General features: G+C 70.7%; 22 protein-coding genes. 18 read left to right on the top strand and 4 right to left on the bottom strand.

Going from position 1 to position 20,805, the window contains the following annotated elements; genetic code table 11:
• Positions 1-581 precede the first annotated feature (581 nt).
• From ACVDFE_RS18895 to ACVDFE_RS18930, 8 genes are all read left to right on the top strand, one after another.
• On the top strand, positions 582-1,370 hold the full coding sequence (locus ACVDFE_RS18895) for a M23 family metallopeptidase (RefSeq protein ID WP_360396120.1): 789 nt from the start codon (positions 582-584) through the stop codon (positions 1,368-1,370).
• A 209-nt stretch (positions 1,371-1,579) separates the two neighbouring features.
• The gene (locus ACVDFE_RS18900) at positions 1,580-2,302 is read left to right on the top strand and encodes an SDR family NAD(P)-dependent oxidoreductase (RefSeq protein WP_458431250.1); all 723 of its coding nucleotides are present in this window, start codon (positions 1,580-1,582) and stop codon (positions 2,300-2,302) included.
• Positions 2,303-2,495: 193 nt separating this feature from the next.
• Positions 2,496-4,022: an HAL/PAL/TAL family ammonia-lyase gene (locus ACVDFE_RS18905; RefSeq protein WP_458431251.1), complete on the top strand. Its 1,527-nt coding sequence runs from the start codon at positions 2,496-2,498 to the stop codon at positions 4,020-4,022.
• Positions 4,019-4,777, top strand: coding sequence for an L-tyrosine 3-hydroxylase (locus ACVDFE_RS18910; RefSeq protein WP_360396125.1), 759 nt, complete (start codon positions 4,019-4,021; stop codon positions 4,775-4,777). The genes ACVDFE_RS18905 and ACVDFE_RS18910 overlap by 4 nt, the downstream gene beginning before the upstream one ends.
• 13 nt (positions 4,778-4,790) lie before the next feature.
• Positions 4,791-5,447 carry an O-methyltransferase gene (locus ACVDFE_RS18915; protein WP_360396127.1) on the top strand — a complete coding sequence of 219 codons (657 nt, stop codon included), beginning with the start codon at positions 4,791-4,793 and terminating at the stop codon, positions 5,445-5,447.
• Between the two features lie 51 nt (positions 5,448-5,498).
• Positions 5,499-6,452, top strand: a complete 954-nt coding sequence (locus ACVDFE_RS18920; RefSeq protein WP_360396129.1) for an LLM class F420-dependent oxidoreductase — start codon at positions 5,499-5,501, stop codon at positions 6,450-6,452.
• 2 nt (positions 6,453-6,454) lie between these two features.
• On the top strand, positions 6,455-7,024 hold the full coding sequence (locus ACVDFE_RS18925; RefSeq protein ID WP_360396131.1) for a TetR/AcrR family transcriptional regulator: 570 nt from the start codon (positions 6,455-6,457) through the stop codon (positions 7,022-7,024).
• A 43-nt stretch (positions 7,025-7,067) separates the two neighbouring features.
• Positions 7,068-7,571, top strand: a complete 504-nt coding sequence (locus ACVDFE_RS18930) for an MmpS family transport accessory protein (protein ID WP_360396132.1) — start codon at positions 7,068-7,070, stop codon at positions 7,569-7,571.
• On the opposite strand, the gene ACVDFE_RS18935 is transcribed toward ACVDFE_RS18930, so the two are convergent.
• Positions 7,568-8,017, bottom strand: a complete 450-nt coding sequence (locus tag ACVDFE_RS18935) for a peroxiredoxin (RefSeq protein ID WP_360396134.1) — start codon at positions 8,015-8,017, stop codon at positions 7,568-7,570. The genes ACVDFE_RS18930 and ACVDFE_RS18935 overlap by 4 nt on opposite strands.
• 32 nt (positions 8,018-8,049) lie before the next feature.
• Here ACVDFE_RS18935 and ACVDFE_RS18940 point away from each other — a divergent pair, with 32 nt between their 5' ends.
• The gene (locus ACVDFE_RS18940) at positions 8,050-8,961 is read left to right on the top strand and encodes a LacI family DNA-binding transcriptional regulator (RefSeq protein ID WP_458434358.1); all 912 of its coding nucleotides are present in this window, start codon (positions 8,050-8,052) and stop codon (positions 8,959-8,961) included.
• Here the strand turns inward: ACVDFE_RS18940 and ACVDFE_RS18945 are convergent.
• Positions 8,954-9,328, bottom strand: coding sequence for a hypothetical protein (locus ACVDFE_RS18945; RefSeq protein WP_360396135.1), 375 nt, complete (start codon positions 9,326-9,328; stop codon positions 8,954-8,956). The two genes, ACVDFE_RS18940 and ACVDFE_RS18945, sit on opposite strands and share 8 nt — an antisense overlap.
• 63 nt (positions 9,329-9,391) lie before the next feature.
• On the opposite strand from ACVDFE_RS18945, the gene ACVDFE_RS18950 reads away from it, so the two are divergent.
• The 6 genes from ACVDFE_RS18950 to treZ all read left to right on the top strand — a co-directional run bounded on the left by ACVDFE_RS18950 (position 9,392) and on the right by treZ (position 18,182).
• The gene (locus ACVDFE_RS18950) at positions 9,392-9,817 is read left to right on the top strand and encodes a RidA family protein (RefSeq protein ID WP_360396137.1); all 426 of its coding nucleotides are present in this window, start codon (positions 9,392-9,394) and stop codon (positions 9,815-9,817) included.
• A gap of 105 nt (positions 9,818-9,922) precedes the next feature.
• On the top strand, positions 9,923-11,749 hold the full coding sequence (locus ACVDFE_RS18955) for a 4-alpha-glucanotransferase (RefSeq protein ID WP_458431252.1): 1,827 nt from the start codon (positions 9,923-9,925) through the stop codon (positions 11,747-11,749).
• An 87-nt stretch (positions 11,750-11,836) separates the two neighbouring features.
• A complete protein-coding gene (locus tag ACVDFE_RS18960; protein ID WP_360396140.1) occupies positions 11,837-12,139 on the top strand; it encodes a hypothetical protein in 303 nt (100 codons plus the stop codon).
• Between the two features lie 171 nt (positions 12,140-12,310).
• On the top strand, positions 12,311-14,419 hold the full coding sequence (glgX, locus tag ACVDFE_RS18965; RefSeq protein ID WP_360396142.1) for a glycogen debranching protein GlgX: 2,109 nt from the start codon (positions 12,311-12,313) through the stop codon (positions 14,417-14,419).
• Positions 14,419-16,512 (top strand): malto-oligosyltrehalose synthase, encoded by a 2,094-nt coding sequence (gene treY / locus ACVDFE_RS18970; RefSeq protein ID WP_458431254.1) that lies wholly within the window; start codon positions 14,419-14,421, stop codon positions 16,510-16,512. Before glgX ends, treY begins: the two co-directional genes overlap by 1 nt.
• Entirely contained in the window at positions 16,509-18,182 is a 1,674-nt protein-coding gene (treZ, locus tag ACVDFE_RS18975; RefSeq protein ID WP_458431255.1) for a malto-oligosyltrehalose trehalohydrolase, read from the top strand. The genes treY and treZ overlap by 4 nt, the downstream gene beginning before the upstream one ends.
• Here the strand turns inward: treZ and ACVDFE_RS18980 are convergent.
• Positions 18,101-18,445, bottom strand: a complete 345-nt coding sequence (locus tag ACVDFE_RS18980; protein WP_360396146.1) for an ANTAR domain-containing protein — start codon at positions 18,443-18,445, stop codon at positions 18,101-18,103. The genes treZ and ACVDFE_RS18980 overlap by 82 nt on opposite strands.
• A gap of 221 nt (positions 18,446-18,666) precedes the next feature.
• Between ACVDFE_RS18980 and ACVDFE_RS18985 the strand changes: the two genes are divergently transcribed.
• The 3 genes from ACVDFE_RS18985 to ACVDFE_RS18995 all read left to right on the top strand — a co-directional run bounded on the left by ACVDFE_RS18985 (position 18,667) and on the right by ACVDFE_RS18995 (position 20,003).
• Positions 18,667-18,846, top strand: coding sequence for a CsbD family protein (locus ACVDFE_RS18985; protein WP_458431256.1), 180 nt, complete (start codon positions 18,667-18,669; stop codon positions 18,844-18,846).
• Positions 18,824-19,453: a UdgX family uracil-DNA binding protein gene (locus tag ACVDFE_RS18990; protein WP_458431257.1), complete on the top strand. Its 630-nt coding sequence runs from the start codon at positions 18,824-18,826 to the stop codon at positions 19,451-19,453. The genes ACVDFE_RS18985 and ACVDFE_RS18990 overlap by 23 nt, the downstream gene beginning before the upstream one ends.
• A 295-nt stretch (positions 19,454-19,748) precedes the next feature.
• Positions 19,749-20,003 carry a helix-turn-helix domain-containing protein gene (locus ACVDFE_RS18995; RefSeq protein ID WP_360396151.1) on the top strand — a complete coding sequence of 85 codons (255 nt, stop codon included), beginning with the start codon at positions 19,749-19,751 and terminating at the stop codon, positions 20,001-20,003.
• Between the two features lie 28 nt (positions 20,004-20,031).
• Here the strand turns inward: ACVDFE_RS18995 and map are convergent, their stop codons facing one another.
• The gene (gene map, locus ACVDFE_RS19000; protein WP_458431258.1) at positions 20,032-20,799 is read right to left on the bottom strand and encodes a type I methionyl aminopeptidase; all 768 of its coding nucleotides are present in this window, start codon (positions 20,797-20,799) and stop codon (positions 20,032-20,034) included.
• Between the last annotated feature and the right edge of the window lie 6 nt (positions 20,800-20,805).

The following is a 20,805-nucleotide window of genomic DNA, read 5'->3' on the forward strand; positions in this document are numbered from 1 at the left end:
CGGGTGGCGGGTGGCGGGTGGCGGACGATCGCGTCCGTGGCGTCCGTCTTGCTCGGCCGATGCCGTCAGGCACGCTCGCGCAGGGGTCCCCTCGCGTTTCGGGTCCCCCGCGACCCAACGTACGCGCGGGGTCTGACAGTTTCGCGAGGTCGGCGCCGCGATCGTCGCGAAGCGCGACAAGCGGGGTTTCCGGTCGCGTACGGCTGGCGGACCCCTCACACCACCCCGTCGGCCTTTCTCGATAAAGCGACTGACCAGTACAAACACCGAAGAACGGCATTGGTCTAGTGGTCGTTATCAACCGCTGACCTCACTCGACTACTCAAAGTAGCCATGAGTGGGCTCCGTCACCCAAATGACCACATCGCTTGCTTCCGGCGATAACGCGAGGTTACGTTCCCTGCCGCATGTCACGGTTCGATAACCGCCAGGACACGGACCCACCCCCGAAGGGGTCCAGTCCACCGCGCGCCATCCGGGTCCCCGAAACCCCGGCGCGCACAGCAGGCGGATCGGACTCCCCCCGAGTGTGCATGGAGGCAGTTTTGGCACGGCATCGTGCGAAGGGTCCGCTGATCGACGTGATCGGCAGAGTGGACCTGGACCGCAAGAAGGCCGTCACGGCGGTCGTCGCCGCAGGTGCCCTCGTCGGCGCCGGCTTCACCCAGGCGATGGCCACGGTCACCCCCGTCGACCGGATCGTTCCCGTCGCCGCCACGTCCGAGTTGGCGGCGGCGATGACCCAGCAGCAGCACCAGCCAGGAGCGGTGGAGACGGTGCACGCCGTCGACACCGCCGTGGAGACGCGCCACCTGTTGCAGGCCGAGCAGCTCCAGGTGCAGTTCAACGTCCGCGAGGCCATGAAGGCCGCGGAGGGTGCGTACGCGCAGCGGCAGGAGGCCATCAGGGCCGAGGCGGCACGCGTGGCGGCCGAGGCGGCGCGTGAGGCGGCGCGCAAGGCGGCGGAGGAAGAGGCCCGCAGGCCCAAGGCGGTCAAGCCGGCGCAGGGGTCGTTCACCTCGGGCTTCGGTGCCCGGTGGGGGACCAGTCACAACGGCGTCGACATCGCCAACGCCATCGGCACGCCGATCCTGTCCGTCCTGGACGGCACGGTGGTCGAGGCCGGACCCGCCAGCGGGTTCGGGCTGTGGGTGCGGGTGCAGCACGCGGACGGCACCATCACCGTCTACGGGCACGTCAACACCATCGACGTCGCGCAGGGTGCCGTGGTGAAGGCCGGGCAGCAGATCGCGACCATGGGCAACCGCGGTCAGTCGACCGGGCCGCACCTGCACTTCGAGGTGTGGGTCGACGGGTCGCAGAAGATCAACCCGGTGGGCTGGCTGGCGGCGCGGGGCATCTCGCTCTGAGCGCGGCCAGACGCCGAGGTGGTTCACGCCGGTAGGCCCGATCGGCTCAACGGCGAGGAGTTCGCGGTCACGCAGGGCGACGTCACCTGGCCGTGCGTGACCGCGGAGGTGGCGCCGTGCGAGGACGTGCGCCAGGTTGTGTCTGTGAACGAGACACCGAGGTCCGCGTCCGGTCAGATCCTCCGCCGCCTGCCGGGGAACGACGGCTGATGCGCGTTCTCATCACCGGCGGTGCCAAGGAGCTGGGCCGGGCCTTCAGCGACGCCGTGGGCGCGCGCGGGCACCGGCTGGTCATCACCGGCCGCGACGAACGCGCGCTGGCCGTGGCCGAGCAGGAGCTGCGGGCCCGTGGTGTCGAGGTCGAGGCGCACGTCGCCGACCTCGCCGACCCGCAGGCCACGCCCAAGCTCATCGAGAGCGTCGGGCCGATCGACGTGCTCGTCAACAACGCCGCGCTCGGCGGGCCGGTCGGGCCGACGTGGGAGGTCGACGAGAACGAGTGGTGGCGGACCTTCGAGGTCAACCTGCGCGGGCTCGCGCTCGCCACCACCGCGGCGCTGCGCACGATGACCAGCGGCCGGATCGTCAACATCGTCAGCAACGCCGGTGTGCACCGCTGGCCGCTGCTGTCGGCGTACTCCGTGTCCAAGGCGGCCGTGCTCAAGCTGGGGGAGAACCTCGCCGCCGAGCTGAGGGACCGGCCCATCGCCGTGCTGAGCTACGACCCCGGCATGGTCGACGTCGGCCTGATGGGCCGCGGCAGCAGGGCCGCACCGGACGACGAAGCGGGGCGCAGCGTCGCGCGGTGGGCGAGGTCGCAGCGGGAGCAGGGCAGGTTCACCCCCGTGGAGCAGTCGGCCGGCGTCCTGGCGCGCATCGTCGACGGGGAGTTCGACCACCGCTCCGGCGGGCTCGTCACTCCCGCGGACTGAGACACCGCCGCACGGGAGAGCGCTGTCACCCGATCGTCAACAGGCAATCTGACCAGTTGGTACGGAAGGCCCTTCCTCGCCGGCGGGTCAACCGGGGATCGTCGCGGGTACTGCTGAGGTCGTTGCGCGGCACGGTTTCGTGTCGCGCCGAACGACATGCGCTGAACCAACGCCCGATCCCCCTGGAGGCGTCGTGCCCGTGCGAACACCCGCTGCTGCCCTGAGCCTGACGGCGGCCCTGCTACCCGAGCACCTGGAGCGAGCGAGAGGACCGCTGAACGTCGCGCTGCCCGACGAGGTGCGGGCGCGGATCGCGCACTGCCGTGCGTTCGTGCTCGAGGTCAGCGGCTCCGGCCGCGCGATCTACGGTGTCACAACGGGTTTCGGGCCGCTCGTCGAGTTCGGGGGTCGCGAGGACGGCGGCAGCCAGAGCGACAACACGATCCTGCACCACATCGTCGGCCACGGCGAGCTGCTGCCGCCCGAGGTCACCAGGGCCGCGGTGCTGGCCCGGCTCTTCTCGTTGGCGCACGGGCGTTCCGGCGTCTCGGAGCACGTCGTCGACGCACTGGTCGCCATGCTCGCGACGGACTTCGCGCCCGCCGTGCCGCGGCTCGGCTCGGTCGGTGCGAGCGGCGACCTGCAACCGCTCGCCTACGTGGCACACGCGTTGCGCGGCAACGGGAACGCGTTCCTCGGCGGCCGGCTGGTGCCCGCGGCCGACGCGCTGCGCGAGGCTGGTCTGCGCCCGGTCGAGCTCGACGGTCGCGACGCCCTCGCCGTCGTGAACGGCATCTCGGTCACCGCCGCCGTGCTCGGTCTCGCCGTCGCGCAGGCACAGCGGTCGCACCGCGTCGCGGAACTGCTGTCCGCCTTGCTGACCGACGTCCTCGGCTGCGGCACGGAGTTCGCGTCACCCGCGCTGCTCGCCGCGTTCGGCCACCCGGACGTCGCCGACGTCGGTGCCGCGCTGCGGACCTGGTTGCGCGGCAGCACCCCCTCCGGTCAACGCCCCCTGCAGGAGGCGTACAGCATCCGGTGCGTGCCACAGCTGGCCGGTGCGGCCCGCACGAGCATCCGGCACGCCGACGAGGTGGTGCGCCGCGACCTCAACGGCGTGAGCGACAACCCGTTGTTCTTCCCCGAGACCGGGGAGGTGCTGCACGGCGGCAACTTCTTCGGCCAGCCCAGCGCCTTCGCCGCCGACGCGCTCAGCCTCGCCCTGGCCCAGCTGGGCAACCTGGCCGAACGCCAGCTCGACCTGCTGGTCGACCCGCACCGCACCGGCGGCCTCCCGCCCATGCTCAGCCCGGCGCCGGGACAGCAGCACGCGGTGCAGGGCATCCAGATCTCCGCGACCGCCACGGTCGCCGCCATGCGCAGGGCCACGCTGCCCGCCTCGGCGCAGAGCTTGCCGACCAACCTGCACAACCAGGACGTCGTCCCGTTCGGCACGCAGGCCGCGCTCACCGCGCTCGACCAGACGAGGCTGCTGCGCTACCTGCACGGCGGGCTCGCCGTCGCGCTGCGCCAGGCCGTCCACGTCGGCGCCCGCCGCCCGCGCGCCCCGAGGCTCGCGGACGTGGTCGACCGGATCGCCGCCGAGGTGCCGGCGATCGAGGAGGACCGGCCGCTGGACACCGCGATCGGCCGGGTGGCCGACCTGCTGGACGAGATCGTCGCCGCCGAGAGCGCGACGGAGAAGGACGGTGTGGGATGAGCGCGCCCGTTTTCAGCCCGGTCTGGGGGCACGCGGCCGTCGACCTGCCGGTGCTGCGACTGCCGATGCCCGGTTCGGAACTGATTCCGTGCGCGGATGACTGCTACCAGATCCCGCTGGAGATCAGCGTCCCCGATGACGAGGTCGGACGGGCCGTCCACCGGTGGTTCCTGGGGCACCACGGCGCATTTTTCGTCTGGAGGTTTCTTTCGGCTTCACTCGATAGGCTGATACGCGAGCGTGATTCGCAACTAGTCCGCCTCACTGCGCTTGGATACGACGCGTACTCGGTGCTGCTGGCGTATTCGGGCAGCTGTTCCCGTGAGGTCTACGAGGACGTCATCCGGCCGTTGATGACGTCGTTCGACCCCGCGTTCAGCGGGCGCTGGGCACGTGACTACGAGCCCGTGCCCGGTCTGCTGCGCAGGGCCCGTGCCGCACTGGGGCCCGCGGCGGCCGCACCCCTGTCCTCCGCGAGCAAGGCGAACCTGTTGGCACACATGGAGGTCATGCGCAGACTCGTGCCGGACGGCGACTCGCTGCTGCGCGAGTCCGGTCGTGCGCGCATGTCCACCACCGACGCAGAACGAGACAGGTTCGACGAGTTCTTCCTGGTCAGCCGCGAAAACGTGTGCTCCAGCCGTTACCGTGCACACCGCGCCGCCGTCTTCGCCGCCATGGACCGCGACCTCGCGAAGCACCCGGTGCGACCCGAGTACGCCGACACCCTCAGGACGTTCGCCACCCGACTATGAGAGAAGGCCGCGCGTGAACGACTTCAAGGCCGTGGTCATGACCCCGCAGATCTACCGCTACGTGCGCGAGCAGGCAGGCCAGCCCAGTGCGGTGCAGGAGAAGCTGATCGCGCGGACGCTGGAGCTCGGCGACTCGGCGGAGATGCAGGTACCGCACGAGCAGGCGGTCCTGTTCTCCCTGCTGGTCAAGCTCACCGGCGCGCAGACCGTGGTCGAGGTCGGCACCTACACCGGGTACTCCACGCTCGCGTTCGCGCAGGCGCTCCCACCGTCAGGCAAGGTCATCACCTGCGACGTCTCGCCGGAGTGGACCCGCATCGCCGAGGAGGCGTGGCAGGCCGCCGGCGTGCGGGACCGCATCGAGCTGCGGCTGGGCCCCGCCGGGCAGACGCTCGCGGAGCTGCCCGAGGAGCCCACGATCGACCTGGTGTTCATCGACGCGGACAAGGTCGGGTACGCGCACTACTGGGACCTGCTGGTGCCGCGTGTGCGGCAGGGCGGACTGCTGCTCGCGGACAACACCCTCTACTACGGCGGCGCCGCCGACGAGCAGCCCGAGGGCAACGCGGCGGCGATCGACGCGTTCAACCGGTTCGTGCTGGCCGACCCGCGGGTGGAGTCGGTGCTCGTGCCCATCGCCGACGGCCTGACGCTCGCGCGGAAGTTGTAGGCATACCGACCGGTCGGTAGGGTGTCGCCCAAGTGGACTTGGGAGGCGCTCATGGCTCGTTGGGGAATCACGCTGCCGCTGATCGGCGTGCCGGTGCTCGACCACCGCGCGCTGGTCAGCGAGCTGGCCGACCTCGGCTACACCGACGTGTGGTCGGCCGAGACGACCGGGACGGACGCCTTCACGCCGCTCGCGCTGGCCGCCCAGTGGTCGTCGTCGCTGCGCTTCGGCCCCGCGATCGCCCCCGTCTACACCCGCGGTCCCGCGACGCTCGCGATGACGGCGGCGACGCTGGCCGAGGTGACCGGCGGCCGGTTCGTGCTGGGCATCGGCTCGTCCTCGCCCGCGATCGTGCAGCGCTGGAACGCGATCCCGTTCGAGGAGCCGTTCAAGCGCACCCGCGACACCCTGCGGTTCCTGAAGTCCGCGCTGGCGGGGGAGAAGGTCAGCGCCGACTACGACACGTTCTCCGTCAAGGGCTTCAAGCTGGAACGCCCGCCGGCCGAGCGGGTGCCGATCATGCTCGCGGCGCTGCGCCCGAACATGCTGCGCCTGGCCGGTCGTGAGGCCGACGGCGCCATCACGAACTGGCTCGCCGCCACCGACGTCGCACAGGTCCGGTCCGAGCTGGGCGCGGACTCCGAGCTGGCCGCCCGGATCTTCGTCTGCCCGACCGAGGACGCCGACGCCGCACGCGCGCTGGGCCGCATGCTGATCAGCACCTACCTGACCGTGCCCGCCTACGCGGCGTTCCACGACTGGCTGGGCCGCGGCGAGGAGCTGCGCCCGATGCACGAGGCGTGGGCCGCGGGCGACCGCAAGGCCGCCGCGAGGTCGATCCCCGACTCCGTGGTCGACGCCCTGGTCGTGCACGGTTCCGCCGACCGCTGCCGCGAGCGCGTCGCCGAGTACCAGGCCGCCGGCGTGGACACCCCGATCATCGCCCTGCTCCCGACCGGTGGCGACCAGGTCGAGCAGGTGCGCGCGCTGGCACCCAAGGGGTAGCGGTGCCGGGCACCACCGAGCAGCGGATCATCGACGCGGCCGTCCGCCTGTTCGCGTCGCAGGGCTACGACGCGACCTCGGTGCAGGAGATCGTGGCGGCCGCCGAGGTCACCAAGGGCGCGCTGTACCACTACTTCCGCTCCAAGGACGACCTGCTCTTCGAGATCTACCGGCTGCTCATCACCGCCCAGTCCGCGGACATGGACCGGATCATCGCCGCGGGCCTGCCCGCGGCCGAGACGGTGCGGGAGATCCTGACGTCGCTGGTGGTCTCCACCGCGGAACGGGCCGACGAGACCGCCGTGTTCGTCCGGGAGATGCCGCGGCTCGGCGAGGAGCGGATGACCGACTTCCGCGCCGAGCGCCGCCGCTACCACGAGACGTTCCTCGCGGTGGTCGAGAAGGGCCAGGCCTCCGGCGAGTTCAGCTCGACGGTGCCGGCGGAGACCGTCGCGCGGATCGCGTTCGGCGTCGTGAACCAGCTGCCCACGTGGTACCGGCCGGACGGGCCGAAGTCACCGGCCGCCCTGGCGGGGGAGATCGCGGACTTCGTGCTGGCCGGGCTGCGGTAACGGGGAGCCGCGGGAGATCGACCTCTCTGCTGGGGAGGCACCGATGTCGAAGCAGCCACCGGAGTACGGCGTCGCACCGCCGATGCACGAGGTCCCGCCGTCACCGCGGTGGCCGTGGGTCCTGCTGCTCGTGGTCGCGGTGCTGGCCGTGGGCGGAGTGCTCCACGGCGGCAAGGTCGTCGACGCGGTGCGGGAGGCGGCCGGCGGGATGACGAGCGGCGAGGTGGCGGTCGCGGAACCGACCGGTCAGGAACCGCCGCCCGCACCCGGCAAGCGCGTGGTCGTGTTCGAGGTGACCGGCACCGGCACGGCGTTCACCGTCGCCACCACCGTCGGGGCTTCCGTGCAGAACGAGACCGGTGTCCGGCTGCCGTGGACCCGCACCGTCGAGGTGCCCGCCGACGAGCTCTCGAAGTCGGTGATGCTCGTCGTCGTGGCCGGTGCCGACGGGGCCGAGGTGCACGGCCGGTACACGATCGACGGCACCACCGTCCGGGAGGGCAAGGCCTCCGGGCCCTACGGCGTGCTGACGATCACCGACAGCTAACGCGCGCGCAGCGCGGCCAGCGCCTTGTCCGCGTGCGCGTTCATCGAGAACTCGCTCTTCACGACCTCCATGACCCTGCGGTCGGTGCCGATGACGAACGTGTGCCGCTTGACCGGCAGCGGCCCGAACCGGCGCTTCACGCCGAACTGCTCGGCGACCTCACCCTCGACATCGGACAGCAGCGGGTAGTCGAAGCCGTTGAGCTCCGCGAACTGCTTCTGCTTGGCCACGTCGTCGGTGGAGATGCCCACGCGCTGGGCCCCGGCCTCGGCGAACTCGGCGGCCAGGTCGCGGAAGTGGCAGCTCTGCGCGGTGCAGCCGGTGGTCATCGCGGCGGGGTAGAAGAACAGCACGACCGGGCCGTCGCCGAGCAGTTCGGACAGCGTGCGGGCGACTCCGTCCTGGTCGGGCAGGGTGAAGTCGGGGGCGAGGTCGCCGGGCTTCATGGATCTCCAATACGCTCGGGGCCGTGACCAGCATGTCCGACGTGGCCAAGGCCGCAGGGGTGTCCGCTGCGACCGTATCGCGCGCGCTGCGCGGCGAACCGGGTGTGTCGGAGGCGACGAGGCAACACGTCAGCGAGGTCGCGCGGCGGATGAAGTACGCCATCGCGCGTGATGCCTCCTCATTGGCCGGTGGCCGGCGTTACACGATCGCGGTCGTGACCGCCGAGGTCAGTCCGGTGCTCGCCGGAGCGGAGGGCGCGCTGCGGGCGGCCGGGTACGACGTGCTGCTGTACGTGCTGGGCACGCGGGAGGCGCGCGCGAAGTTCTTCGACGAAATGCCGCTGGGCCGCCGGGTCGACGGGGTGCTGCTGCTGTCGATGGCGCTGGCCGAGGCGGAACGGGCCGCGCTCACGGCGCTGGAGGTCCCGCACCTGACCGTCGACGACACCGACCTGCGGCACGCGCTGCAGACCGCCGTCGAGCACCTGAAGCTGCTCGGCCACGAGGACGTGGCGCTGGTGCTCGCCGACGGCGTGGACGAGTCCTACGACGAGATCCTGGTGGCCGCCGGGCTCACCGTGCGTCCCGAGTGGACGGTCTGGTGCTCGCCCACGGTCGACGGCGGCGAGCAGGTGGTCGACGTGCTCCTGGACGGCGAGCGCCTGCCCACCGCCGTGATCAGCTCCAGCGGTGCCGCGGCCGTCGGGATCTTCCTGCGCATGCAGCGCGACGGGCGGGCCGTGCCGGACGAGCTGTCGATCGTGTCGCTCGACGGCCAGGAGCTCACCCGCGTCGTCGGCCTGACCGCGGTCGAGGGGGCCGCGAAGGAACAGGGCGAGCGGGCCGTCGCGGACCTGTTCACGCTGATCAGGGGCGGCGAGATCGAACCGGTGGAGCACTCGGCGCGGCTGGTGGTGCGCAACTCCAGCGGCCCGGTCAGCTGATCCCGCCGTACGTGCCGCCGAGCGTGCTGCGGCTGACCTCGACCGCGCTGCCGCGCACCGTGCAGTCCGCGTACCGCACGAGGTGCCAGTCGATCGGCGACCACCACGGCGGCTCGCCGCTGTCCGCGGTCACGTACACGGTGCCGTCGCCGGAGCGCATCGAGCTGGAGCCGCCCGCCGAGCGGATCTCGTCCGGGGTCAGCTCGCCGTCGGCCGCCGCCGTCCGGAGTGCCGCCGTGATCCGGTCGACCTCGCGGTCGGCGAGGGTGCTCGCGAGACCCCAGGAGAACACCGTCCACAGCACCGCCACGACGACGAGCGCCACGACACCGAGCACGACCCTGACGCCGATCCGCAACGCCCCCATGGGGCCGACGGTACCGCCGCCGCGCGACCCCGCGGGCACATCCGCGGAAAGTACTGTGGCGCCATGCCCGCCGAAGAGCGCCTGACCCGGCTGCCCGCCCTGCCGGACACCCCCGGCTACGCCCACGCGGTGGCGGTGAGCGGGAGGCTCCTGTTCGTCTCCGGTCAGGTCGCGGTGGACGAGACGGGACGTGTGGTCGGGGTGGACGACCTGGCGGCGCAGACCAGGCAGGCGCTGAGCAATCTTCATCACGTCATTTCGAGGTTTGGCGCCGACTGGTCGGATGTCGTGAAGTTCACGTGGTACGTGCTCGACGCGTCGGAAGTGCAGACCGTCCGGGACGTGCGTGACGAAATGCTGCGGCCGGTGCTGGGAGACGTGCACAACCCGGCGAGCACGCTCGTCCAGGTCGCGGCGTTGTTCGGGCCGGAATTTCTCGTCGAGGTCGAGGCCGTGGTCGCCATTCCCGATCAGCGATCGGATGTTTGACGAAAACAGGTGTGCGGGGTGGTGCCCGACCGGTGTGCACCCTTCGGGTGACCGGGGTCCATTTGCTCTGGCAATGGACGCGCACCTGTGACATAGCTTGTACCTGTGGAGGAGTTGGTGGCGCGGCTGGCGGACGCTTGGGGCGTCGCCACGAGGTACGAGAACTCCGATCAGCAGCAGGTGACCGTCGAAACGGACGTCGTCGTCGCTGTCCTCGCGCAGTTCGGCGTGGACGCGTCCACTCCGGACTCCGTCGAGCGCGAGCTGGCTCTGGTCGAACGCAGGCGGGCGGAGCAGGCGCTGCCGCCGACGATCGTGATCCGCGAGCAGGAGACGTACGACCTGCGCGGGCCCGCGACCGTCGAGCTGGAGGACGGCGGGACGGTCAGCGTTGAGCGGCACCTGCCGGACTCGTTGCCGCTCGGGTGGCACACGATCCGCACCGCGACGCAGACCGTCACCCTGGCCGTGGCGCCCAGGACGTTGCCGGACGTGCCGCATACCTGGGGCTGGATGCTCCAGCTGTACGCCGCGCGTTCGCAGGAGTCGTGGGGGATGGGCGACTTCGCCGACCTCGCGACCGTCGCCCGGCGCAGCAGCCAGGAGCTCGACGCGGGCGTCGTGCTGGTCAACCCGGTGCAGGCGCCCAGCCTGACGCACCCGGTCGAGCGCTCGCCGTACTCGCCGACGAGCCGCCGGTTCGCGAACCCGCTGTACCTGCGCATCACCGACACCGCCGAGTTCCTGCAGGCCTGCCCGCGGACCCGGCAGCTCATCCGCGACCTGCGCCCCGCCAACGAGGACCTGATCGACTACGACGCCGTGTGGGACGCGAAGCGGCAGGCGCTGGAGCTGCTCTTCCCCGGCGGCGAGATCGAGATGGACGCCGACCTGGAGCGGTTCGCGACCTACTGCGCGCTCGCCGAGGTCCACGGCAGCGACTGGCGCACGTGGCCGGCCGACCGCGCGGAACCACCGGCCGAACGGGTCGCGTTCCACGCCTGGGTCCAGCACCTGTGCACCCGCCAGCTGCAGGACGTCCGGCTCGCCGCGCACGAGGCCGGCATGGCCGTCGGCGTCATCCACGACCTCCCGGTGGGCGTGCACCCCGGCGGCGCCGACACCTTCGCCGACCCGGACGCGTTCGCCATCGACGTCAAGGTCGGTGCGCCACCGGACGCGTTCAGCGCCGACGGCCAGGACTGGGGACTGCCGCCGTGGCGCCCCGACAAGCTCGCCGAGACCGGCTACCGGCCGTTCCGCCAGGTGCTGCGCAGCGTGCTGCGGCACGCCGACGGCATCCGCATCGACCACGTCGCCGGCCTGTGGCGGCTGTGGTGGATCCCGCCGGGCGAACCGCCGTCGCGCGGCACGTACGTCCACTACGACGCGGACGCGATGCTCGGCGTGCTCGCGCTGGAGGCCTACCGCGCGGGTGCCGTGGTCGTCGGCGAGGACCTCGGCACGGTCGAGCCGGTCGTCACGAAGACGCTGCAGGAGAACGGCATGCTCACCAGCGCCGTCCTCTACTTCCAGCGCGACTACTACGCGGAGGGCCACCCGCTGGTCCCGCCCGCGCAGTGGAACCCGAAGGCGATGGCCAGCATCTCCACCCACGACCTGCCGACCGCCGCGACGTTCTTCGCCGGTGAGGACGGTCCCGACTTCGACGAGCTGATGCGCGCGGAGGGCATCGACCCCGGCGACCGCGTCGCCGGTGCCCACGAGCTGCTGGCCCACGCGCCCTGCGCGCTGGTGCTGACCTCACCGCAGGACGCGCTGGGGGACACCCGGCAGCCCAACGTGCCGGGCACGGTCGACGAGCACCCGAACTGGCGGATCCCCCTCCCCGTGCCGCTGGACGAGTTCTTCCCACTGGTCAGGGACATCACCCGCCCCCTGCGTCAACGCACACCGGAAACACCCGCTTAACGGCAGGTCGCCGACCTGCGGAGTACTGTTGGGCCGTCACCCGACGGCGGACGACGAAGCCCGGATCTTTTGGAGGTGGCGTACCAGATGAGCTCAGCCGTGAGCACGCGGACACCGACCGACGTGCTGGAACTGGCTGTCGAGCAGGTCCTCGCCGCCGTGCGGCCGACCACGCTCGGCGACCCGCTGGCCGGGGCACGGCGTGCGGAGGAATCGCTGCGCGACGCGCTGCGGGACGCCGGTCCCGCACCGGACAACGAGGCCCTCACCCACGCGCTGGCGTGCGCGGAGGCGGCGGTCGAACACCTGAAGTACTGCGAGATCCAGGAAGCCCGCACGTTGCTCATGGCCGCACGTGGGCAGCTGGTGCTGGCGCACGCAAGGGCGTGACCGCTCGACGCGCCGGGGTTGGTGCACCCCGTGCTGCCCGCACGGTGGACCGGACCCCGGCACGGCCGCGGGAACTGACCCGCGCTTCCGCGCAACGCCACCCGCGCGGAATGCCGCATCTCGGTTAGACGGATAGGGTCGTGTGGGTATCGCTACCGCGTGAGGAGCATCGTGCGACCCTGGCCCGGCAGGCCGTATCCGCTAGGCGCTGGTTATGACGGCGTAGGAACGAATTTCGCCCTGTTCTCCGAAGTTGCCGAGTACGTGGAGCTCTGCCTCTTCGACGACGACGGCACAGAGACACGCGTCCGGTTGCCCGAGGTGGACGGTTTCGTGCACCACGGCTACCTGCTCGGCGTCGGCCCCGGCCAGCGGTACGGGTACCGCGTGCACGGGCCGTACGACCCGGAGCGGGGCCTTCGCTGCAACCCCAACAAGCTGCTCATCGACCCGTACGCGAAGGCCATCTCCAACGGCCTCGCGTGGGATGAAGCGCTCTACGGCTACAAGTTCGGCGCGCCCGAGGAGCGCAACGACGCGGACTCGGCGCCGTTCGTGTCGAAGTCCGTGGTGGTCAACCCGTTCTTCGACTGGACGAACGACCGCTCGCCCAGGACGCCGTACAACGAGAGCGTCATCTACGAGGCGCACGTCCGCGGCCTCACGATCGACCACCCGGAGATCCCGCCGCGACTGCGCGGCACCTACGCGGGACTCGCGCACCCGGTGATGATCGACCACCTGATCAAGCTGGGCGTGACGGCGGTCGAGCTGATGCCCGTGCACCAGTTCATCAGCGACCACACGTTGCAGGAGCGCAGGCTCAGCAACTACTGGGGCTACAACACGATCGGGTTCTTCGCGCCGCACGACGGCTACGCGGCCATGCCGCTGAACCAGGTGCAGGAGTTCAAGGGCATGGTCCGCGCCCTGCACCAGGCGGGCATCGAGGTCATCCTCGACGTGGTCTACAACCACACCGCCGAGGGCAACCACCTCGGGCCGACGCTGTCCATGAAGGGCATCGACAACCTGGCCTACTACCGGGTGATGGACGACGAGCCCAAGTTCTACATGGACTACACGGGCACCGGCAACTCGCTGAACGTGCGGACGCCGCACACGTTGCAGCTGATCATGGACTCGCTGCGGTACTGGGTCACCGAGATGCACGTCGATGGCTTCCGGTTCGACCTGGCGGCGACGCTGGCGCGGGAGTTCTACGACGTGGACCGGCTGGCGACGTTCTTCGAGGTCGTGCAGCAGGACCCGGTGGTGTCGCAGGTCAAGCTGATCGCCGAGCCGTGGGACGTCGGTCCCGGTGGGTACCAGGTGGGCAACTTCCCGCCGCTGTGGACGGAGTGGAACGGCAAGTTCCGCGACACCGTCCGGGACTTCTGGCGCGGTGAGCCGGCGACGCTGGGCGAGTTCGCCTCGCGCATCACCGGGTCGTCGGACCTGTACCAGGACGACGGCCGCCGGCCGTACGCGTCGATCAACTTCGTCACCGCCCACGACGGCTTCACGCTCAACGACCTGGTGTCGTACAACGAGAAGCACAACGAGGCCAACGGCGAGGACAACAACGACGGCGAGAGCCACAACCGCTCGTGGAACTGCGGCGTCGAGGGACCGACCGACGACGAGGAGGTCGTGGACCTGCGGGCCCGCCAGCGGCGCAACCTCATCGCCACCCTGATCCTGTCGCAGGGCGTGCCGATGATCCTGCACGGCGACGAGTTCGGCCGCACGCAGAACGGCAACAACAACGCCTACTGTCAGGACAACGAGGTCTCCTGGGTCGACTGGTCGCTGCTGGAGCGGCACGCCGAGCTGGTCGACTTCACCTCGGCGCTGACCGCGTTCCGCAAGGCCCACCCCGTGTTCCGGCGCAAGCGGTTCTTCGCGGGCCGGCCGATCCGCAAGGGCGACGAGCTGCGCGACATCGCGTGGTTCACCCCCTCCGGTGAGGAGATGACCGAGCAGAACTGGGAGGACGACTTCGGCAAGTGCATCGTCGTCTTCCTCAACGGCGAAGGCATGCCGGACCTCGACTCGCGCGGCATGCGCGTGGTCGACGACTCGTTCCTGATGGCGTTCAACGCACACCACGAGGACATCCAGGTGACATTGCCCGACAGCTCTTACGGTACCGAGTGGACGGTCGTGGTCGACACCGCGACCGGCCAGGTCGGCGGTGCCGGCAAGAAGCCGATCGCGGCGGCGGGCAGCCTCGCGCTGACCGCGCGCTCGCTGGTCGTGCTGGAGAGGACCGCCTGATGGGCGCCCCGTACTCCACCTACCGCATCCAGTTCACCCCCGGCTTCACCTTCGCCGACGCCGAGAACATCGCGGACTACCTGCACCGCCTCGGCGTGCACGGGCTCTACGCGTCACCGCTGCTGGAGGCGCGCGAAGGCTCCACGCACGGCTACGACGTCACCGACCCGACCCGCACGCGGGAGGAGTTCGGCGGCAAGCAGGCGCGCGAAGCGTTGCAGGACAAGCTGACCGAACTCGGCATCGGCCTGTACGTCGACATCGTGCCGAACCACATGGCCGTGCCGAACCCGTGGTGGGAGGACGTCCTCGAAAAGGGCCAGGAGTCGGAGTACGCCAAGTACTTCGACATCGACTGGTCCTCGGGGCGGGTGCTGCTGCCGGTGCTGGCCGAGGACGCCGAGGACGAGGAGCACGACCACTTCGTCAAGGTGAACTGGCGGCGCGGCAACCAGGAGCTCAACTACCGCCGGTTCTTCGACATCACCGAGCTGGCCGCGATCCGGGTCGAGGACCCGGACGTGTTCGACATGACCCACCACGAGGTGCTGCGGTGGGGCGCGGAGGGGCTGCGGATCGACCACCCGGACGGCCTCGCCGACCCCGGCGGCTACTTCCGGGCGCTGCGCGCGAAGTTCGACGGCTGGATCGTCGTCGAGAAGATCCTCGGGCCGGACGAGACGCTGCCGCAGAGCTGGCCGGTCGACGGCACCACGGGCTACGACGCGCTGCGCGAGATCTGCGGCGTGTTCATCGCGCCGACGGACGCGTTCGAACCCCGTGACGGGCAGCCGACCTTCCACGAGGTCGAGCACGCGTCACGCCGCCAGGTCGCCGACTCGATCCTGGTCGCCGAGGTGCGCCGGATCGCGCGGCTGGTGAAGGACGTGCCGTTCGAGGACGCGTGCGCGGCCGTCGCCGAGGTGATGGTCAACTTCCCGGTGTACCGGTCCTACCTGCCGGAGGGCCTGGAGCACTGGGACACCGCGGTGCGGCTGTCGTCCTCGCCCGCGGTCGAGGCGCTGGACGAGCAGGTCCGCGCCGACCCGCACGGCGAGCTGGCCACCCGCATCCAGCAGACCTCCGGCATGGTCGTCGCCAAGGGCACCGAGGACACCGCGTTCTACCGGTACACGAACTTCGTGGCCCTCAACGAGGTCGGTGGCTCACCGGACCGGTTCGGCATGCCGGTGGAGGAGTTCCACCAGCGCGCCGCCGCCCGCGAGGCCAGCTGGCCGCGGTCGATGACGACGCTGACCACCCACGACACCAAGCGGTCGGAGGACGTGCGGGCCCGGCTCGCCGTGCTGGCCGAGATCCCGGACGAGTACCTGGCGTTCGAGGAGACCATGACCGCGCGGCACGGGCTGTCCGAGCCGTCGCTCAACCGGCTGGCCTGGCAGTCGCTGCTCGGCGCGTGGCCGATCACCGAGGACCGGCTCGCGCAGTACCTGGAGAAGGCCTCGCGCGAGGCGAAGGTCAAGACCTCGTGGGTCGACCGCGACGCCGAGTTCGACGCCGAGGTGGCCGCGTGGCCCGCGAAGGTGCTCGGGCTGCCCGAGGTCGCCGCGTTCGCCGAGCGGCTCACGGTGCCGGGCTGGTCGAACTCGCTGGGCCAGAAGCTGGTCCAGCTCACCGCGCCCGGCGTGCCGGACATCTACCAGGGCACCGAGCTGTGGGATTACTCGCTGGTCGACCCGGACAACCGCAGGCCGGTCGACTACGAGCTGCGCAGGGAGCTGCTGGCCCGCATCGAGGACGGCTGGGTGCCGGAGGTCGACGAGACCGGCGCCGCGAAGCTGCTGGTGGTGCACCGGGCGTTGCAGGCCAAGGCCCGCGGTTTCCACGGCTACCGCCCGCTGCGCGCGGAGGGACCCGCCGCCGAGCACGTGCTCGCGTTCCAGCGCGAGCACGTCATCACCGTCGCGACCCGGCTCCCGGTCGGGCTGGCGCGCAAGGGCTGGCAGGGCACCGCGCTGCCGCTGCCCGGTCCGGAGTGGACGGACGTGCTCACCGGGCGGCCGGCGACCGAGGACCTGGCCGCGCTGCTCGACCGCTACCCGGTGGCTCTGCTCGTGCGAGGGGAATCGTGAGCTTTTCCGTGTGGGCACCGAAGCCCGAGTCCGTGCACGTCCGGGTCGACGGCGTCGACCACGGGATGAAGCGCGACGGCGACTGGTGGCACTGCGACGTGAGCGGCACCGACTACGCGTTCGTGGTCGACGGCCAGGCGCTGCCGGACCCGCGGTCGCTGTGGCAGCCGAACGGCGTGCACGAGGCGTCCCGCGTCTACGAGCACACCTACGAGTGGCAGGACGGCGGCTGGACCGGCCGCGCGCTGCCCGGCGGGGTGATCTACGAGCTGCACATCGGCACGTTCACGCCCGAGGGCACGTTCGACGCGGCGATCGGGAAGCTCGACCACCTGGTGGACCTGGGCATCACGTTCGTCGAGGTCATGCCGGTCAACAGCTTCGACGGCGTCGAGGGCTGGGGCTACGACGGCGTGCTGTGGGGCGCGGTGCACGAGCCCTACGGCGGGCCGGACGGCTTCAAGCGGTTCGTCGACGCCTGCCACGCCCGCGGCCTGGCCGTGCTGCTTGACGTCGTCTACAACCACCTCGGTCCGTCGGGGGCCTACCTCGACCGGTTCGGCCCGTACTTCGCGGGCAGCAACGACTGGGGTCCCGGCCTCAACCTCGACGGCGCCGGCTCCGACGAGGTGCGCCGGTACGTGCTCGACAACGCCCTGCAGTGGCTGCGCGACTTCCACGTGGACGGGCTGCGGCTCGACGCGGTGCACGCACTGGCCGACCGGAGCGCGGTGCACCTGCTGGAGGAGCTCGCGGTCGAGGTGGACGCGTTGTCGGCGGCGGTCGGGCGGCCGTTGACGCTGATCGCCGAGTCCGACCTGAACGACGCGAGACTGGTGACCGCGCGGGAGGGCGGGGGAACCGGCCTGCACGCGCAGTGGTCGGACGACCTGCACCACTGCCTGCACGTCGCCCTGACGGGTGAGACGTTCGGGTACTACGCGGACTTCGCGGCACCGGGAGCGCTGAAGAACACGCTGGAGGGTGTCTTCTTCCACGCCGGCACCTGGTCGTCGTTCCGGGAGAAGCACCACGGCAAGCCGGTCGACACGGCGTTGATCCCCGGCCACCGGTTCCTGGCCTACACCCAGAACCACGACCAGGTCGGCAACCGGGCGGCCGGTGACCGGTTGCCCGCATCCGTGCCCACCGGGAAGTTGTTGTGCGCGGCGGCGATCGTGCTGTGCTCGCCCTACACGCCCATGATCTTCATGGGGGAGGAGTGGGCGGCCTCCACGCCGTGGCAGTTCTTCGCGTCCTTCCCGGACCCGCAGCTCGCCGAGGCGGTCAGGACCGGGCGGCGCAGGGAGTTCTCCCGCCACGGGTGGGGCGAATCAGACGTACCGGACCCCATGTCGCCGCAGACCGTGGAGAACTCTCGGCTGAGGTGGGACGAGGTCGGTGAGGGGAAGCACGCGAAGGTGTACGAGACCTATCGCGCGCTGATCGCGTTGCGGCGCTCCCGCCCCGAGCTGGCCGATCCGCGACTCGACCGGTTCGTGGTGGAGCAGGACGGGGAGTGCTTCGTGCTGCACCGCGGGCAGACCCGCGTGGTGGTCAACCTGGGCACGACCCCCGTCCCGCTGCCTCACGGGGATGTGCTGCTGACCTCCTCGGCGAACCCGTCGTCGCTTCCTCCGGACTCGTTCGCCGTGGTCGCGTTGACGTGATCCCACAACACCTGGTCGGCCGGGTTCACCGGCCGGCCGAGGTGGGCGTGCACGAACGCGGCGACCAGGCGGTCGGCCGCGACGTGCAGCTTGATGTTGTGGTGCTGTGATATCTGCACCAGCAGCTGGAACGCCTGCTGGGGTGTGCAGGGTTTGCGTGCGGCGATCAGGCCCGTGGCCTGCCCGATGACGGTCCGTGACGCCAGGGCCTTGCGCAACCCTGCCACCTCGGCCTCGAGGGCGGTGATTCTCGCGGACGACACCGCCGGCTCCTTTCACGTCGTCATGGTCACAGCGGCATGCCGGTGGGACGACGACGCTCCAGGTAGCTCATCTTGCGAAGGGCGGGCACACCCAGAGCAAGCCGTCTCATCGGCTTGCGGCTGGGTTCTCAACCGCGAGTGATCACCTTATCAACTGTTTGGATCGCTGCTCGCCGGGTAACCGGTCGGCGTAGCTGACCGCTAGTGGAGGAGCCTGATCCATGGGTGCCGACGAGAAGTTCGAGAACAAGGCCGAGGAGCTCAAGGGCCGCGCCAAGGCCGCGGTCGGCGACGCCACGGACAACGAGCAGTGGCAGGCCGAGGGCCGCGCGGAGCAAGCCAAGGGCGCTCTGAAGCAGGCCGGCGAGAAGGTCAAGGATGCCTTCCGGTCGAACAAGTAAAGACACCGCGTCCGCCGCCCAGTTCGTCCCCGAGGGGAAGAGCTGGGCGGCGTTGCGTTCTGCTGCCGCCGGCTGCCGCGGGTGCGAGCTGTACCGCGACGCCACCCAGACGGTGTTCGGCGAAGGGCCGGTGAAAGCCCGGCTGATGATGGTGGGGGAGCAGCCCGGCGACCGCGAGGACGTCGACGGCCACGTGTTCGTCGGCCCGGCGGGCCGGTTGCTGGACAAGGCGTTGGCTGCCGCTGGCATCGCCCGGCCCGACGTCTACCTCACGAACGCGGTGAAGCACTTCAGGTTCACCGCGCGCGGCAAGCGCAGAATCCACCAGCAGCCACGGCGTTCCGAGGTCGTCGCGTGCTTCCCGTGGCTGCGCGAGGAGCTGCGGGTCGTGAAGCCCGACCTGGTGGTGTGCCTGGGTGCCGTGGCGGCGAAGGCGTTGCTGGGGCCGTCGTTCAAGCTCACCGAGAACCGGGGCCGGGTGGTGGAGCACGACGGGCTGCGGGTCGGCGTGACCGTGCACCCGTCGGCCGTGCTGAGGGCCGAGGACTTCACCGAGTCCTACGACGCGTTCGTCGCCGATCTCACGGTGCTGAAGAAGGCGCTCTGAGGTTCGGTCGTCTCGGTGCGGTTCCCCGGAAATGGGACAACCCCCGGACGACTCCCGCGTGAGCGGGCCGAGCGGGACCAGCGCTCGAAGTCCGGGGGTCGGGTGGCTGCCTGGGTTTCGCCAGGCGTCACCGAGGGCTGGTCCTAGCGGACAGCCACCTCACGAGTCCGATAGCTATACAACTTTGGACCACCTCCTCTCTTGTGTACTTCGAACCTATGCGTTGGTCGGCCGCCCGTGCAACGGACTTTTCTCACGCCGACCGGAGGGCGGAGTTCGCGTAGAATCCGCAGGCATGGTGCGCATCCCCTTGAGTTCGCTGCAGCGGGAGCGGGGCAGGCGGCTCGGGCAGTTGCTGCGCGACGCGCGCGGCCAGGAGAGCATGGTCGAGATCGCCGCCAGGGCCGGTCTGTCCGCCGAGACGGTGCGCAAGATCGAGACCGGTCGCGCCCCCACACCGTCCTTCTTCACGATCGCGGCGCTCGCCGGCGCGCTGGGCATCTCCCTGGACGCGCTCAACGAACTCCTGACCCCTCAAAAGTCAGCCTGACCCCCTCTGCTGTTCAGGCAAGAGGGAGTCAGGGCAGGGTCAGGATTGTGGGGCCGTCGACGGTGATGGCCACGGTGTGTTCGACGTGGGCGGCGCGTGAGCCGTCGTCGGTGCGCAGGGTCCAGCCGTCGTCGTCGCTGCTGTAGCCGTCACGGCCGCCGGCGTGCAGCATCGGTTCGAGGGCCAGCACGACGCCGGGCACGAGCTTCAGGCCCTCGCCGGGCTTGCCCTCGTTGGGGACGAACGGTTCCTCGTGCATCGCGCGGCCGATGCCGTGACCGCCGTGGTGCCGGAGCAGGCCGTAGCCGCCGGCACGGGCCACGGAACCGATGGCGTGCGAGATGTCACCGATCCGCGCGCCCGGCCGGGCGGCGTCGATCCCGGCCCGCAGGGCGCGTTCGGTGCAGTCGATGAGCGCGAGGTCGGCGTCGGTGGCGGTGCCGATCACGAAGCTGGTGGCGGCGTCACCGCACAGCCCGTCGACCACGGCGCCGCAGTCGATGCTGACCAGGTCGCCGTCACCGAGCACCTGCGGCCCCGGGATGCCGTGCACGACGGCGTCGTTCACCGACGCGCAGATGACACCGGGGAACGGGCTGGGCGACCACCGCGGGTGGTAGTCGAGGAACGGCGACGTCGCACCGGCCCCGAAGATCACCTCCCTGGCCACCTCGTCGAGCTCGCGCAGGGTGACCCCCGGTGCGGCGTGGGCACGGCACGCGGCGAGGGCCCGCGCGACGACGCGACCCGCTTCACGCATGACGTCCAGCTCGGCGGCGGACTTCAGTTCGATCACGGTATA

This window comes from Lentzea chajnantorensis, from assembly GCF_054300775.1.

Coding starts and splice junctions, on each gene's coding strand:
- ACVDFE_RS18900 (WP_458431250.1), top strand. CDS start 1,580: ATGCGCGTTCTCATCACCGGCGGTGCCAAGGAGCTGGGCCGGGCCTTC.
- ACVDFE_RS18910 (WP_360396125.1), top strand. CDS start 4,019: ATGAGCGCGCCCGTTTTCAGCCCGGTCTGGGGGCACGCGGCCGTCGAC.
- ACVDFE_RS18920 (WP_360396129.1), top strand. CDS start 5,499: ATGGCTCGTTGGGGAATCACGCTGCCGCTGATCGGCGTGCCGGTGCTC.
- ACVDFE_RS18930 (WP_360396132.1), top strand. CDS start 7,068: ATGTCGAAGCAGCCACCGGAGTACGGCGTCGCACCGCCGATGCACGAG.
- ACVDFE_RS18935 (WP_360396134.1), bottom strand. CDS start 8,017: ATGAAGCCCGGCGACCTCGCCCCCGACTTCACCCTGCCCGACCAGGAC.
- ACVDFE_RS18940 (WP_458434358.1), top strand. CDS start 8,050: ATGTCCGACGTGGCCAAGGCCGCAGGGGTGTCCGCTGCGACCGTATCG.
- ACVDFE_RS18945 (WP_360396135.1), bottom strand. CDS start 9,328: ATGGGGGCGTTGCGGATCGGCGTCAGGGTCGTGCTCGGTGTCGTGGCG.
- ACVDFE_RS18950 (WP_360396137.1), top strand. CDS start 9,392: ATGCCCGCCGAAGAGCGCCTGACCCGGCTGCCCGCCCTGCCGGACACC.
- ACVDFE_RS18960 (WP_360396140.1), top strand. CDS start 11,837: ATGAGCTCAGCCGTGAGCACGCGGACACCGACCGACGTGCTGGAACTG.
- treY (WP_458431254.1), top strand. CDS start 14,419: ATGGGCGCCCCGTACTCCACCTACCGCATCCAGTTCACCCCCGGCTTC.
- ACVDFE_RS18985 (WP_458431256.1), top strand. CDS start 18,667: ATGGGTGCCGACGAGAAGTTCGAGAACAAGGCCGAGGAGCTCAAGGGC.
- ACVDFE_RS18990 (WP_458431257.1), top strand. CDS start 18,824: ATGCCTTCCGGTCGAACAAGTAAAGACACCGCGTCCGCCGCCCAGTTC.
- ACVDFE_RS18995 (WP_360396151.1), top strand. CDS start 19,749: ATGGTGCGCATCCCCTTGAGTTCGCTGCAGCGGGAGCGGGGCAGGCGG.